Source organism: Gammaproteobacteria bacterium (assembly GCA_029862005.1).
Classification (GTDB): domain Bacteria; phylum Pseudomonadota; class Gammaproteobacteria.
This window is the reverse complement of record JAOTYD010000033.1, coordinates 19,847-34,900: the sequence shown is the minus strand read 5'-3', so window position 1 is coordinate 34,900 and position 15,054 is coordinate 19,847. Positions and strand designations below refer to the sequence as shown.

The following is a 15,054-nucleotide window of genomic DNA, read 5'->3' as shown; positions in this document are numbered from 1 at the left end:
CTGCTCGACTGCAAGACGCTGGTCGAAACTTTGCGCGCCGCGGAACTTTAGCGCAAGCCCGCCAGGGCCTGTTGCATTGAATGCGAAAGGCTGGTTTTCTGAGTGCCTTCGCTATCGAAGTTTTCCGTGCTCAGCCATTGTTCGAATACAGCCTTTGCGGTTGGCCATTCTCGATCCAGTATTGAAAACCAGGCCGTATCGCGGTTACGTTGCTTGTAAATGGTGGCCTGACGGAAAATACCTTCGAACATGAATCCCAACCGTTGCGCAGCAGCGCAAGAAGGTGCGTTCAAAGCGTCACATTTCCATTCGTAACGCCGGTAACCCCAGACATCGAACACCTGGCGCATCATCAGGAACATCGCCTCGGTCGAAATTGGCTTGCCCTGCATGCTGGGTGAAAAATGGATATGACCCACTTCAATGACACCGACCCCCGGTTCGATACGCAGATAGCTGGCGACGCCGACCGCTTTTCCGGTGGCCAGGTCAATGACGCTGAAGAAGCAGGGATCATCGCCGATACAGTTCGAAAATATCCAGGAACGAAAATCTCCCTCGTCGGCAAATGGTCCGTACGGGAGGTAAGTCCAGTTGCGCTGATCCTTATCCCGACTAAAAGCGGTAAACAGATCGTTGGCATGCAAATCGATTTCGATGGGTACCAGACGGCACAGGCTGCCGTCCATAATCGCACCGCGCGGGTGTTCGCAGGGTTGCCAGTCGGGAACCGGAAATCCAATAGGTTGGCCCAATTCATTTGTTATCTCGACCACACCGTCTCCACTAAATATGAATTGTTAAATCCGGCACGATTTCAGTACACTCGAGAGCGCCTGGAAAAAGTCCCAGTCTACAATCTGTTGCGCTCATGGGGAACCGATGCATGCTGATGCTCGACGCCGATAAGATTCTGAATGCTACTTCGTTCACGACACTGGTCGATGAACTGGCCGCGATGCACCGTGAACCGATCGGACTGGTTGACGAAATGCTGATGGAATCAACGGACGAAAACAGCAATGTCAGTCATTTTTTTATTCGCACCGGATGGCAACCGGAAAAAGCGGTCGGGGCGAAAGTTATCACCATATTTCCGCGTAACAACCAGGAACGCACCTGGCCGTCGATCCAGGCCGTCTATATTTTATTCGAAGGCGTAAACGGAACACCGATCGCCTGCCTCGACGGTACCGCCCTGACCTGGTTAAAGACGGCTTCTGATTCGGCACTCGGCAGCCGTTTGCTGTCGCGTGAAAACATTGAATCGATGCTGATGATCGGTGCCGGACAGATGGCCCCTCACCTGGTAGCGGCGCACTGCGAAATACGGCCCTCGTTGAAAACTGTGCGCATCTGGAATCGAACTACTGACAAGGCCGAGGATCTCTGCGCCAGCCTTTCCACACGGATTCCCGAGGTCAGCTTCACGCCCGTGACCGACATCGAGGCAAGCGCCGGCACGGCTGACCTGATCTGTTCTGCAATCGGATGCGAGCAACCGATCTTACACGGCGAATGGCTTAAGCCGGGTACTCATGTTGATTTGATCGGCGCTTATACGGCCGATATGCGCGAAGCCGATGACCAATGCCTGCAACGTGGCAGCCTGTTTGTCGACGCACGCGAAACCACGATTCATCACATTGGCGAACTGATGATTCCGCTGGCCAGCGGCGCAATCAATGAAACCGACGTACTCGCCGACCTGTCCGATCTGTGCCAGTCGCGTCACCCCGGACGTCAATCCGACGATGAAATTACCGTGTTTAAAAACGGTGGTGGCGGCCACCTTGACCTGATGTGCGCGCGCATCCTACACCAGCATTGCCAGAATTCATGAGTATTCCAATACAGCTCGAAGATATCCAGGCCGCGCGCACACGAATCGGTCCGCACATTATCCCGCTGCGGATTACCAGCTCGCCATCACTTTCCGGACAGTTTTCCTGCGATTTATTGCTGGCGCACGAATACCTGCAAACCACCGGTGCGTTCAAACTGCGTGGCGCGATGAACTCGGTGCTCCAACTCGACCCCGAAACCACAGGGGTAACCGCCGTGTCGACGGGGAATCACGGTCGTGCACTCGCCTACTCCGCACAGCAGGCTGGCGTACCCTGCATCATTTGCATGTCTGAACTGGTGCCGGAAAACAAACTCAAAGCGATTCGCGCACTGGGTGCCGAGACCCGGATAATCGGTATGTCCCAGGACGAAGCCGAGGTCGAAGCCAAGCGCCTGGTAGACGAGGAAGGCTATACCATGATTCCACCCTTTGACCATCCCCATGTCATCGCCGGACAGGGCACGCTTGGTCTCGAAATGCTGGAACAGGTGCCCGATGTCGATACCGTGTTGGTACAGATCTCCGGTGGTGGCTTGATTTCCGGAATTGCGCTCGCGCTTAAGTCGCAAAAGTCGGATGTGCGTATTATCGGTATTTCAATGGAGCGTGGTTGCGCGATGGCGGCATCGCAACAGGCAGGTAAACCGATCGAAGTCGAGGAGTTGCCAACCCTCGCCGATTCACTCGGCGGCGGCATAGGCCTCGAAAATAAGCTGACGTTCAATATGGTACGTGATTATGTCGATGAGATCGTATTGCTGACCGAGGATGAAATCGCGGCCGGTATTCGGCATGCCTATTTCGAGGAACAGGTGATTCTCGAGGGCGGCGGTGCGGTTGGAATCTCGGCGCTACTGGCCGGGAAGATTACTCCAGGCACAAAGACCATCGTCCTGTTGAGCGGAAAAAATATCGACATGGAACTCCATCGAAAAATCATCAACCAGGAGGCATTCGAACGCTAGTGGCGGATATAAAAATTCTTACCGAGGCCGAACTGCGCAGCCAGATTCAGCTGGACCTGGCTGCCGTGGAATGCGTGGAAAACGCGTTTCACGCGCTTGCCACCAAGTCAGTCGTTATGCCTCCCATCATGCGCCTGGATATCGTTGAAAACAACGGCGAGATCGACGTCAAGACGGCTTACATCCCGGGTGTCGATAGCCTGGCGATCAAGATCAGTCCGGGATTTTTCGATAATCCCGATCTCGGTCTGCCCAGCGTCAACGGGCTCATGGTTTTGTTTAGCACGCGCACCGGCATGGTCGAGGCGCTGTTACTCGATAATGGCTACCTGACGGATGTTCGTACGGCCGCTGCAGGCGCGGTCGCGGCCAAGTACCTGGCGCGTGCAGACAGTCGCCACGCCGCTATTCTTGGTGCCGGGGTTCAGGGTGGCCTTCAACTGGAGGCCCTCACCCTGGTGCGTGATATCGAGTCGGCGACAATCTGGGCCCGGAATCCCGACAAGGCCGAGGCAAGGGCCGAAGAACTAAGTAATGGTCTCGGAATAAAAGTCACGGCCTCTCCTGATGTTGCAACCGCAACGGCCGATGCCGACATCATTGTCACGACAACACCTTCGACCCGACCATTCCTCATGGCGGAGCACATCAAAGCCGGACAACATATTACCGCCATGGGATCCGACTCTGAGCATAAAAAAGAAATCGAGCCTGACATCATCGGCGATAAAGCGCAGTACTTTTGTGACTGCCTGTCGCAGGCCAGGCTGCTTGGTGAGCTACACCACGCAATCGACAAAAAGCTGGTAAACCCGGAGACTGAATACCCCGAGCTCGGCCAGGTAATCTCGCAACAGAAAATGGGGCGTGCCAACAGCGACGACATAACCCTGTGTGATTTGACCGGTACCGGCATCCAGGATACCGCGATCGCAACCCTGGCTTTCAAACTTTGCCAGCAGCATCAGGCTGGCACAAACTTCGTTACCTAGAGAAATCAATCATGCCGAAAGACGCGAAGCTTAACTTTTCCCTGGATGAATATGCGCAACGACTAGACCGGACCCGGGCCGCGATGTCCGACAAAAATATCGATTGCCTGATCATCGTCGACCCGTCCAACATGGCCTGGCTTACCGGTTACGACGGCTGGTCTTTCTACACCCACCAGTGCGTGATTGTGCAGCACGACCACGAGCCTGTCTGGTGGGGTCGAGGTATCGATGCACCCGGCGCGGTGCGTACCACCTATCTCGACGACGACAATATACTGAAGTACCCCGATCACTTCGTGCAATCAGACGTCTGTCATCCGATGGATCACCTGTCGGAAGTATTGCGCGAAATGAAACTGGATCGGGGATCCATCGGTGTGGAAATGGAGAACTATTACTTTTCCGCCGCGGCATTTCTATCGCTGCAAACTCATTTAACGAATACAACGCTGATCGATGCAACTGCACTCGTCAACTGGCAACGCATCATCAAGTCCGAGCAGGAACTTGACTACATGCGTGGTGCGGCCCGCATCGTCGAGGCCATGCACACCAGGATTTATGAAATGATTGAACCCGGCCTCAAGAAAAATGAGCTCGCCGCCGAAATATTTCGCACCGGTATCGCCGGCAAGGACGAGTACTGGGGCGACTATCCGGCGATATTGCCACTACTGCCAACCGGAATGGATGCCACCGCGGCGCATCTGACCTGGGATGATTCCAGGTTAAAGGCAGGCGATATCACTTTTTTTGAAATCGCCGGGTGCCATAAGCGCTACCACTGTCCGTTGTCGCGCACGATTTCGCTTGGCAATCCGCCACGAAAATATCTCGATGCCGAGAAAGCCGTGATTGACGCGATGCATGCAGGACTTGAAAATGCCAAGCCGGGTAAGCTCTGTGAAGATGTTGCAATTGCATTTTTCGATACCCTCGAGAAACATGGCTTCAAGAAAGAAAACCGCACCGGGTATTCGATTGGCCTGTCCTACCCGCCCGACTGGGGAGAGCGTACCATGAGCCTGCGTCGCGGAGACAAGACCGAGCTCAGGCCGAACATGACCTTCCACTTCATGCCCGCGCTCTGGCTCGACGATGGTGGTCTCGAAATAACCGAGTCTGTGGTTGTAACCGAATCCGGTTACGAAAGCCTGGCCAAAGTAGAACAACGACTGCTGGTGAAATAAATATGGCGAATCCGATATCAGCAACCATAGATTTAGCCCGCGACGGTTTGCAACACGGTTTCCTGAAGATACCGTATTCGCGTAACGATTCCGCCTGGGGATCCATCATGCTGCCGATTACGGTAGCCAAAAATGGCGATGGTCCGGGTGCAATTCTGACCGGCGCCAATCATGGTGACGAATACGAAGGACCGATCGCGTTGCACCATCTCGCCAATACCATCGACATCGACAAGGTCCGCGGACTCGTAATCATCATCCCAATGATGAATTACCCCGCGTTTCAGGCAGCGGCACGGGTATCACCCATCGATCAACTCAATATGAACCGAATTTTTCCCGGACAGGAATCGGGTACCGTCACCCAGCTCATCGCGGATTACATTACGCGCACGCTGTTACCCCTGTGTGACTATGTACTCGACATTCACTCGGGCGGCAAAACACTCGAGTTTCTGCCGTTCGCCGCTTACCACGAACTTGAAGACAAGTCCCAGCAGCGGGCCTGCGAGGCGGCAACGCTGGCTTTCTCAGCGCCCTATTACCTGAGCCTGATCGAGATTGACGCGGGTGGCATGTACGACACCCAGGCTGAAGCGATGGGCAAGGTATTCGTATCTACCGAACTTGGTGGCGGCGGCAGCAGCAGTCCCCGTACGGCCGAGGTGGCTAAACGCGGCGTACACAATTTCCTGGTGCATGCCGGGATTCTCGACGCCGCGCCCGTTCAGCCCGATCAGGCCAGTATCAAGCTCGACATGCAGCAGGAAAACGCCTACGTATTTTCGGAGCACAATGGCTTGCTCGAACCCTGTGTTTCCCTCGGAGATCCGGTGCGCGATGGCGATCTGATTGCGCGGGTCTATACTACTGAACACACCGGTAGCAAACCGGTCGAGTATCGAGCCACAAGTGATGGTATTATCATGGGCCGTCACTTTCCATCACTGGTCAAGATCGGCGATTTTATGAATGTAATCGCCCGGATCGTGTCAGAATAAACCTAACATTAAGGAACCCAAAAATGAAATTCAAAGTACTCGTGCTGACAGCACTGTTACTAGGTCTTGCCGCCTGTGAGAAAAAGGATGAGGCACAGACTCGTACCAGCCTCGAAACCGATGATGACCGCTTCAGCTATGGACTCGGTATGGTGATCGGTGAACGCGTGCTCAAGCAGTATGGCGACGTTGATTATGATCTGCTATTGCAGGGAATAAAGGCACAACACAAGGACCAGGAGACCCTGATGAGTCTGGACGATGCCGGCGAAGCCCTCAATGCACAGTTGGAAAAGGCATTTTCCGAGCAATCTGAAGCAAACAAGATGCGCGGCCAGGATTACCTCAAGGCCAATGCCGAGAAAGAAGGTGTACAAGTCACCGCGTCCGGGTTGCAATACCTCGAGATTACCGCCGGCGATGGTCCGAAACCCACGGCGACCGATGAAGTCACGGTTCACTATCGCGGTACATTAATCGACGGTACCGAGTTCGACAGTTCTTATTCACGTGGTTCGCCAGCGACTTTTCCGCTCAACCAGGTTATCCCTGGCTGGACCGAAGGTGTGCAGTTGATGAGCGTCGGTAGTAAATTCCAGTTCGTGATCCCGTATGAACTCGGTTACGGTGAGCGCGGGGCCGGTGGTTCTATCGGGCCATTTGAAACCCTGGTATTCGAAGTCGAACTGCTCGAAATCAAGCCCTGATTCTGCAGTACCCGATTAAACGCAATGGGTAAAGGTGGTGCCTAGCCAGGCCCTGTTGCTGCGTGTTGCCCCGCTGATATTCGTGTCGCTTTGGAGCACGGGGTTTATCGCGGCCAAGTACAGCATGCAGAATGCGGACCCGTTCGTTTTTCTGTGCCTGCGATTTACCATCACCACGTTGGCGCTGGTTCCGATCCTGCTCGTGCTCGGTGCCAGCTTACCGCGCCGTATCTGGTCGTTCCGGCACGACATGGTAACCGGCGCATTGCTGCATTGCGGCTACCTCGGTTTCCTGTTCTGGCCCATCAAGAACGGGGTACCGTCGGGTATCGTTGCCATCATAATCGGCGTGCAACCCATTTTGACGATGACCCTGGCGAGCTTGTATATCGGTGAGCATCTCGATTTTCGCAAATTCGCCGGATTGCTGATCGGCTTTATCGGCATTGGCATCGTCATTGTCGGCAAGTACGGAATATCCCTCGGGCTTAGCGGCGGCCTCGATCTCTTCGACCTGGGTATGTGCCTGGTGAGCCTGATGTCGATGGCCTGCGGGGTGTTTTACCAGAAGAAATTCTGCGATCAGTCGCAACTCTTGCCCGGCACGTTGATGCAATACGTTGCCGGATCTTTAGCCACGGCGTTCTTCGCATTGCTGTTCAGCGAAACCTGGACGATTGACTGGACACCGACTTTCTCGATTGCGCTGACCTGGCAGGTCCTGGGATTATCGCTCGGTGCCGTCATGCTGCTGATGTACATCATCAGGCACGGCGAAGCCGGCAGAATATCGAGCATGTTTTACCTGGTGCCACCACTGGTCGTGGTCGAGGCACACTACCTGTTCGGCGAAACGTTGGGACTAGCCTCGATAGGCGGGATGATAGTTTGCGTTATGGGTGTTTACCTGGTGAGTCGCTCCGCGAAAACGTAAAGCTTACGGCAACTGCTATACTCATTTGCAGGTAACAAACAAACCCGCGATGAAGAAACTTCACCTCCTGATAGCGTGCCTGGCACTGTTCTTTTTTATGGCGAGCCCGGTAGGTTCCGGCCAGCTTTTCAAATGGGTCGATGACCAGGGTAACGTCCACTACGGTGACAGCCCGCCCGAGAATGCCAAGCTGAAAAGAATAACCGGTAAAGTCAGCAGTTACACCTCGGTTAGTGTCGAGGAATTTGTATACGATCCCGGCAACATCACCAAACGAACACGCTCGAAGGGAGTCGTCATGTATTCGACGAGCTGGTGTGGCTACTGCAAGAAGGCGGCGCTTCACTTCAGGAAAAACAATATACCGTTTACCGAGCACGATATAGAAAAATCCGAGCAGGCAGCAAAAGAATACAAGAAATTAAACGGTCGTGGAGTACCGATTATCCTGATCGGGGACCAGCGCATGAATGGTTTCAATGCGACCGCTTTCGACAGAATTTACTACGATAAATCCTGATACACCTTGCAACTGACTAAGTGTGCTCCGCAGGGGCGCGTCTTATTTCATTTTTTCCACAGGTTTACGGGCTGGCGCTTTCCTGGTGGTCGTTTTTTTCTTTGCTGACGTCTTTTTCTTTACTGCTGCTTTTTTCGGCTTAGCTTTTTTCTTCACCGCGGCCTTCTTCTTGACAGCCGATTTCTTTTTGATAGCGGCTTTCTTCTTCACTGCGGATTTCTTTTTAGCTGTTGTATCAGCGGGCTGGATTTTTTTGGCTGCCGCTTCACGCAGTTGATTAAATCTTGTATTAATTCCCTCTTTTATTTCCTCGGCAGCCTCTTCGACATCATCAATCAGCTTACGAAAGGTTTCGGCCAAATGTTTTTCAGCAATCGACTCTTTTACCGATACACTCGCATCGGACGCGGTTTCGGCAAGAGTGGAGGCCATCTCTGTCGTTGCCCTGGCAGCCGAACGGCTTGCGATTTTGGCACGCCTGGAAACTGTTTCAAAACCTTCCTGCAAATCACGTAAAACGACGTCCTTGACCTTATCGATGTCTTCCGTGACCGACGAGGCAGTCGAAATCACGGTTTTTTTTATTTTCTTAAAACGAATAGATTTTTTTTTGGACTTGGTACTCTTTTTATCACTGACCATCGTATGACCCCCAGGACCGGGATTTAGGTTGGACGAAAAATATGGTGCATCCGATTCAAAGTCAACTGACCTAACGGATTAATTACCGACATATTCTGGCAATCGGTATTAAATGAGATTGTGACGTAACGCTAATTCTCCTAGAATGAACTGGCTTAGACGTCGGGGCGTGGCGCAGCCTGGTAGCGCACCTCGTTCGGGACGAGGGGGTCGGAGGTTCAAATCCTCTCGCCCCGACCAGTTAAGCAAATAAATAAGCCTCTTACCCCGGTACGAGGCTTATTTATTTGCTTAACTGGTCGGGAGAATGGAACCGAACCATAGGATCACAAATATCTCTGGATCCCGCCGGTTCGACGCATCGGGTCAAGCCGCGGAATGACGATACAAGTGTTTTAATTCCAGTCCGAAGGACCGAGCACAGGGATGTGTGAGCCAATTCCGCTAAAGTGTTAGCATCCGTTTTAATCAGAATGTAAAACTGAAAACTAACTATTAAAGCGAACCTGTCTGAGCGGCTAAGGTCATACCATCATGCGTCGAACCATAGTTCCCATATTTCTCGCAACTTTTCTTGCGGCCTGTGCAGCTACGCGTGAACCGATCTCACCTGCGGTCGATACTGGCTTCATAGTCCAGATTAACCGGCAATTTGACTCATTACCGAATTATACCCGCATCTACTTTCAGGATGGCTTGCAGGTACCTGGGAAGGCATTAGACCGATGGATTACCTACTGTCGACTGCATATTTACAACCCGGATAAGCAAGCGGACTACATGACTTCAGTATTCCCCGGCCGCTTCTCTGTTGACAGAGTTATAAATCGGTATGAAATTGTAAAGAATACGCATACGGGATCGGGGTTATACGCGTCTGTGGGATTTGGATTTTCCATTTTTCACTCATCGTCGAGACGGTTCGGACATTGGGATGGTCCCCCGAGTTATTACCTTTATCGGGTTGAAATGAAACTCGTCTCGCCGGACCAACCAGACGTGCAGACGTTGATTTGTTCCAAAAAGTGGGGCACTGGCGGTAATCACTATCCGACGCTTCAAGAAATTCGCCGTGCACTCGGGTCGCTCATCGAAATCATACCTTTGTCGAGCTCATCCAGCGGATAGTCAACCGGAACTTTTTATTAGACAATGCTCGAAAATCACGTCCGGGCAAACCTAGATGCATTTCAGTATCCAGCTTTCAGCGTACTATCCCGACAAGTCCTACGGTGGCGATCGTGTTTACCGGGACATGCTCGAGCTGGCTCGCTGTGCCGATCAATGCGGCTACGAATCCGTTGGCATTACCGAACACCACCTGATCAACATCCTGATGATGCCGGCACCGCTCCAGTTTGCCGTCAAGATCGCTAGTCAGACGCAGAAACTGAAAATCATTACCGCGGTTTCGGTGTTGCCATTGCACGACATGCGTATCCTCGCTGGAGAACTCGTATGTGCGGACATTTTTACCGATCATCGACTCATGGTCGGCGTCGGGCGCGGCGCTTTCGGCTTCGAGATGGATCGCATGGGCGTACCCCTTACCATCAGCCGCGAGAAATTTGATGAATCCCTGGATGTGCTGCAGGCATTGCTTGCCGACGAAGAAGTTTCCTGGGATGGTAAATACTACCAGTTTGATCCACTGACGATCATGCCGCGTCCGGTTCGCGACATCCCGATCATGATGGCGGTGCTGGTTCCCGAAGCTATTTACCACTGCACCAGGCGCGGTTTTCATATCCAGACCACGCCACTGTCAGGCGATCATCAACATATGCTCGACCAGGTCAACGCGTTCAACCGCGGCAAGGAAGAACTGGGTGCCGCAGGTGCGCATCAGACCCTTTCGCTGTCGCGGGTTGCATTTTTATCGCATAACGATGCTGACCGTAAGCGCAAGATCCAGATGGCGCACGACTACTACAGCCGTTTTGATAACGTTTTTACCGGGCCCGGCATCGTCGAGAACGGGATGATAAAACCGCTACCCCGCAAGATGACCATTGAACAGACGGCCGAGAATTTGACCATTTGCACCTCATCGGAAATGGTCGACAAGCTTGCACCCTATGCGGAGGCCGGCGTGGATCGTTTCATCATGAATATCAACTTCGGCGTTGAACAAGCCGAAATGCTGGAGTCGATTCAATGCTTCGCGGAAGAAGTCATGCCGGGGTTTGTCGCGACCGACAAACCCCGGGCCCGAGCATCGTAGCCCGTAGCAATGGCCGCGATAGATGTCAGCTATCGAATTGAGGGACAAGGACCCGCGCTTTACCTCGTGCACGGCATCGGCGCGCGCAAAACCACCTGGAACGAGCTCGTTGACGATCTCAAGCAGGACTTTACCTGCGTCAGTTACGATTTACGTGGTCACGGCGAAAGCCCGATTCCACCAACGCCATATACCCTCGATGATCTTGTCGATGATCTCGAAGCGCTACGGCTGAAGCTCGGGCACGAGAAAATTCACATTGCTGGGCATTCGCTCGGTGGCATGATCGGTCCGGCCTACGCACGCGCCTACCCCGAACATACCCAGAGTGTCGGTCTGCTTAGCACCGCCGCGGGTCGTAGCGAGGATGATCGCGCAAAACTGAAAGCGGTCGGCGATGCGATGGAGCAAAACGGGATCGCCGAAACCCTGGGGACCTTTGTTGCACGCTGGTTCACCGATGCATTCATCCAGGCACATCCGGATCTGGTAGAAGCACGTCTACAACAGGTTAACGATACCCCTGCCGATGTCTTCCTGAGTGTGTTCTGGATTTACGCCACCACGGAAATGGCGCCCTGGTTGCATGAAGTCAAATGCCCCTGCCTGGTGCTGACCGGTGAGCTCGATGGCGGTTGCAATCCGCGTCTCAATCAATTCATTGATGGCGAACTGCCCAGTTCCCGCCTGGTTATTCTCGAAGGACTCAAGCATGCATTAATGATTGAAGCCAGCGACCAGGTACTCCCGCTGCTACGAGAATTTCTACTCCAGCAAAGCTGAGACTGCTACTCTTCACTTCGTGGAATTCAACAACCTCAAGGCTGCGCTATTCGTGGTCATCGCAATGTCGATGATTACCACCAATGATGCCATCGTAAAACACATCACGCAGGTTTTTAATGTCGGGCAGGTCATGTTTTTGCGAGGTGCATTGATCTGCATAATCTTCGCGAGCGTGATGACGCTTCGTAGGCAACCTGTTTTCAATCGCCGCAGCCTGCATCGCTGGAACCTGCTGCGCGCCTTGTTTGAACTGGGCGCTACCCTCGCCTTCCTGACCGGCCTGTCCATGTTACCCATCGCAGTGGCATCAACCCTGGGCTTTGCCTCACCCATATTTCTGGCACTTCTGGCGGCAACCATACTGAAGGAAAACGTAAGTCTGGATCGATGGATCGTTATTCTGGTCGGCTTTGGTGGCGTGATACTGATCACCAATCCGTTTTCCGAGACGGCTTCATGGGCGGTTATATTTCCGATCATCTGTGCTTTTTTCGTGGCGTTACGCGATATCGCGATTCGCTACGTACCCGCTGAAATCCCCTCATCGCAGGTTGCGTTCACCAATGCCTGGATTGTCATGCTGGGTGGTGGAATCTATTCGATTTACCAGGGATGGGGCGAAGCCGACCTGCATTGGTACCTGTGGTTTATTGGACTTGGAGGGGCACTCTATTGTGGATACCTGTTCCTGATCATCGGTAGCCGCCTCGGCGAATTGTCCTTCATCGGCCCGTTTAAATACGTCAGCATCCTGATTGCCCTTATCTACGGTTACCTGATCTGGGGTGACCAACCCACTTTGGCGATGCTTGCGGGTGCCAGCCTAATCGTAATTTCGGGTATCATACTGGTATCCAGCGAAAAACGACGCAACCGCAGTACAGTCCTGACATCGGAAACCCAATAACCACAGTGTCCACTCCACAACCAGAAAATATAACGGGCTGTTATGCCCCGGGCGTAATCGATTGGTTATTCACACTGGGTCGCCGTATCGAAAGCACCAATAAATTTGTGCACCAGCTCGCACATCAAATGAATGTTCACGGCGCCTCGATTGACCGCTTGATGGTTTCGCTGTTGACGCTCAATCCGCAATTGGTCGGTACTTCGGAAACCTGGCTGAAGTCGACTGACACGACCACGCCCATTAATGCATCGCACGGCGTGCGTAATTCGGAACGCTATATCGGCAGCCCATTAGCAACAATCTACGAAACCCATAAACGCGTGCGCAAGCGGCTGGATAATCTGCCAGAAGATGCGCACCGTGCCTATACCGAACTGGCCGAGGACGGCTTTACCGATTACGTGGCGCTGCCGGTACTTTTCGGCGAGGTCGCCGAACCAGGCGCGGCGATAATAATCAGCACTAAAAGAAAAGGTGGTTTCAGCGATCAGCACATCGAGAGCTTTCGGCGAATTCGGGACTACCTTGCACCGGTGCTCGAAGTGCATGCCTTGCGACACATATCGCGTTCACTGATGAACACCTACGTCGGTAAACGCACCAGCGAAAAAGTTCTTGCCGGCATGATCAAGCGCGGCGATGCGGACCTGATCAACGCGGCCCTGTGGTTTAGCGACCTGCGCGATTTCACCCAGATTACCGAAACGCTGCCCGCGGCGCAGGTACTCGAAATGCTCAACGAGTACTTTGAATTCGTTGCCGCCGCAGTGAACGCAAGGGGCGGCGAAATTCTGCGCTTCATCGGTGACGCAATGCTGATCGTGTTTCCGATCGACGAGAACACAAGTGAACAAAACGCATGCAACGCGGCTATTGATGCCGCCATCGATGCGCACAACACCCTCGAAACCCTGAATCACCAACGCCGCCGCCATGGCCAGCCCGAAATCAGGTTTGGCGTGGGTCTTAACCTCGGCGAAGTGATTTACGGTAATGTCGGCGCGCCCGACCGCCTCGATTTCACGGTGATGGGCCCCGCGGTGAATCGTACCGCGCGCCTCGAATCGCTGACCAAGGAGTTCGACTGCAACATACTGTTTTCACGTAAGTTTTCCGAACTCATCGAAATACCCTCGCAGTTCATGGGCAACCGCGACATGAAGGGTATTGCAGAGCCACAGGCCGTTTACGCTTTGTGCGAAACTTAGCAATGCGCATTGCTGAACTTCATATCTACCAGAAAGACCTGCAATTGAAGCGGCCCTACACGATGGCGGGAACCGCACTGCATGCACTCGATTCGACCATTGTCAAACTGGTTTGTGATAACGGCCTCGTGGGCTGGGGCGAAACCTGTCCCGTCGGTCCGACCTACCAGCCGGAACATGCCAAGGGTGCCAGGGCTGCCCTGGCACAAATGGCCCCGGCGATGATCGGTGAATCAGCACTTACGCCCCTGCTGTTAAGACGTCGCATGGATGCACACCTGAATGGCCACAACCAGGCCAAGGCGGCTATCGATATCGCGCTGATGGACTTGATCGGCAAACACCACAAAATGCGCGTCTGCGATTTACTTGGCGGTGCCATCACCGAGAAAGTTCCCTCGTATTATGCAATCGGCATCGCGTCGCCGGAGGACAGCGTCAGGCAGGCAAGGGAAAAAGCAGATGAAGGCTTCCCGCGCTTGCAAATCAAATGCGGAGGCCGCGACATCGATGAAGATATTGCCGTCATTCACAAGGTCTGGGAAGCGGTAGGCAACCGGGTTCGACTGGCGATCGACGCAAATCGCAGTTTGACCGCGCGTGACACCCTGCTGCTCAGCCTGTCCTGCAGACAGATTCCAGTCGTCATCGAGCAACCCTGCAACACGATGGAAGAAATTGCCTCGATACGCGCCCAGATACACCATCCGGTTTACCTCGATGAAAACACCGAAACTATCAACGATGTGCTGCGCGCAATCTCTCTCGGAATTTGCGATGGCTTCGGCCTCAAGCTGACCAGGCTGGGTGGATTGAACGCAATTGCAACGGTACGTGACATTTGCACGGCGCGCTCGATGCCGCACTCATGCGACGACACCTCGGGTGGCGACATCATCGCTGCAGCCTGCGCCCATGTCGGAGCAACCGTGGATCCCGGGTTACTCGAAGGCGTCTGGATCGGCGCACCCTATTACCAGGAGCATTATGATCCCGAGAATGGTATCCAGGTTAAGAACGGATACATCAACCTGCCGCAAGCGCTCGGTCTCGGTGTCACCCCCGATGAAAGCCGTATCGGAAAGCTATCGGCATCATTTAGTTAGTGCGCGATAATCCACTT

General features: G+C 53.5%; 15 protein-coding genes and 1 tRNA gene. 14 read left to right on the top strand and 2 right to left on the bottom strand.

The window, feature by feature from the left end:
* Positions 1–47: 47 nt before the first annotated feature.
* Positions 48–776 (bottom strand): GNAT family N-acetyltransferase, encoded by a 729-nt coding sequence (locus OES20_15905; GenBank protein ID MDH3636183.1) that lies wholly within the window; start codon positions 774–776, stop codon positions 48–50.
* A 110-nt stretch (positions 777–886) separates the two neighbouring features.
* On the opposite strand from OES20_15905, the gene OES20_15900 reads away from it, so the two are divergent.
* The 8 genes from OES20_15900 to OES20_15865 are packed head-to-tail and all read left to right on the top strand — an operon-like array spanning position 887 to position 8,161.
* On the top strand, positions 887–1,843 hold the full coding sequence (locus OES20_15900; protein ID MDH3636182.1) for a hypothetical protein: 957 nt from the start codon (positions 887–889) through the stop codon (positions 1,841–1,843).
* A complete protein-coding gene (eutB, locus tag OES20_15895; GenBank protein ID MDH3636181.1) occupies positions 1,840–2,814 on the top strand; it encodes a hydroxyectoine utilization dehydratase EutB in 975 nt (324 codons plus the stop codon). Before OES20_15900 ends, eutB begins: the two co-directional genes overlap by 4 nt.
* Positions 2,814–3,806, top strand: coding sequence for a cyclodeaminase (locus tag OES20_15890; protein MDH3636180.1), 993 nt, complete (start codon positions 2,814–2,816; stop codon positions 3,804–3,806). Before eutB ends, OES20_15890 begins: the two co-directional genes overlap by 1 nt.
* An 11-nt stretch (positions 3,807–3,817) precedes the next feature.
* On the top strand, positions 3,818–4,999 hold the full coding sequence (doeA, locus tag OES20_15885) for an ectoine hydrolase DoeA (GenBank protein ID MDH3636179.1): 1,182 nt from the start codon (positions 3,818–3,820) through the stop codon (positions 4,997–4,999).
* 2 nt (positions 5,000–5,001) lie between these two features.
* Positions 5,002–6,000: a N(2)-acetyl-L-2,4-diaminobutanoate deacetylase DoeB gene (doeB, locus tag OES20_15880; protein ID MDH3636178.1), complete on the top strand. Its 999-nt coding sequence runs from the start codon at positions 5,002–5,004 to the stop codon at positions 5,998–6,000.
* 23 nt (positions 6,001–6,023) lie between these two features.
* Positions 6,024–6,707 carry an FKBP-type peptidyl-prolyl cis-trans isomerase gene (locus OES20_15875; protein MDH3636177.1) on the top strand — a complete coding sequence of 228 codons (684 nt, stop codon included), beginning with the start codon at positions 6,024–6,026 and terminating at the stop codon, positions 6,705–6,707.
* Between the two features lie 37 nt (positions 6,708–6,744).
* Positions 6,745–7,641 (top strand): DMT family transporter, encoded by an 897-nt coding sequence (locus OES20_15870; GenBank protein MDH3636176.1) that lies wholly within the window; start codon positions 6,745–6,747, stop codon positions 7,639–7,641.
* A 49-nt stretch (positions 7,642–7,690) separates the two neighbouring features.
* Positions 7,691–8,161, top strand: a complete 471-nt coding sequence (locus tag OES20_15865; protein MDH3636175.1) for a glutaredoxin family protein — start codon at positions 7,691–7,693, stop codon at positions 8,159–8,161.
* 42 nt (positions 8,162–8,203) lie between these two features.
* On the opposite strand, the gene OES20_15860 is transcribed toward OES20_15865, so the two are convergent.
* Positions 8,204–8,803: a hypothetical protein gene (locus OES20_15860; protein MDH3636174.1), complete on the bottom strand. Its 600-nt coding sequence runs from the start codon at positions 8,801–8,803 to the stop codon at positions 8,204–8,206.
* A gap of 163 nt (positions 8,804–8,966) precedes the next feature.
* On the opposite strand from OES20_15860, the gene OES20_15855 reads away from it, so the two are divergent.
* The 6 genes from OES20_15855 to OES20_15830 all read left to right on the top strand — a co-directional run bounded on the left by OES20_15855 (position 8,967) and on the right by OES20_15830 (position 15,037).
* A tRNA-Pro gene (locus OES20_15855) sits at positions 8,967–9,043 on the top strand.
* A gap of 943 nt (positions 9,044–9,986) precedes the next feature.
* A complete protein-coding gene (locus OES20_15850) occupies positions 9,987–11,027 on the top strand; it encodes an LLM class flavin-dependent oxidoreductase (protein MDH3636173.1) in 1,041 nt (346 codons plus the stop codon).
* A 9-nt stretch (positions 11,028–11,036) separates the two neighbouring features.
* On the top strand, positions 11,037–11,810 hold the full coding sequence (locus OES20_15845) for an alpha/beta hydrolase (protein ID MDH3636172.1): 774 nt from the start codon (positions 11,037–11,039) through the stop codon (positions 11,808–11,810).
* Between the two features lie 19 nt (positions 11,811–11,829).
* On the top strand, positions 11,830–12,720 hold the full coding sequence (locus OES20_15840) for a DMT family transporter (protein ID MDH3636171.1): 891 nt from the start codon (positions 11,830–11,832) through the stop codon (positions 12,718–12,720).
* A 5-nt stretch (positions 12,721–12,725) separates the two neighbouring features.
* Complete coding sequence (locus OES20_15835; protein ID MDH3636170.1) at positions 12,726–13,931, top strand: hypothetical protein; 1,206 nt, start codon at positions 12,726–12,728, stop codon at positions 13,929–13,931.
* A 2-nt stretch (positions 13,932–13,933) separates the two neighbouring features.
* Positions 13,934–15,037 (top strand): mandelate racemase/muconate lactonizing enzyme family protein, encoded by a 1,104-nt coding sequence (locus OES20_15830; GenBank protein MDH3636169.1) that lies wholly within the window; start codon positions 13,934–13,936, stop codon positions 15,035–15,037.
* Positions 15,038–15,054: the final 17 nt, after the last annotated feature.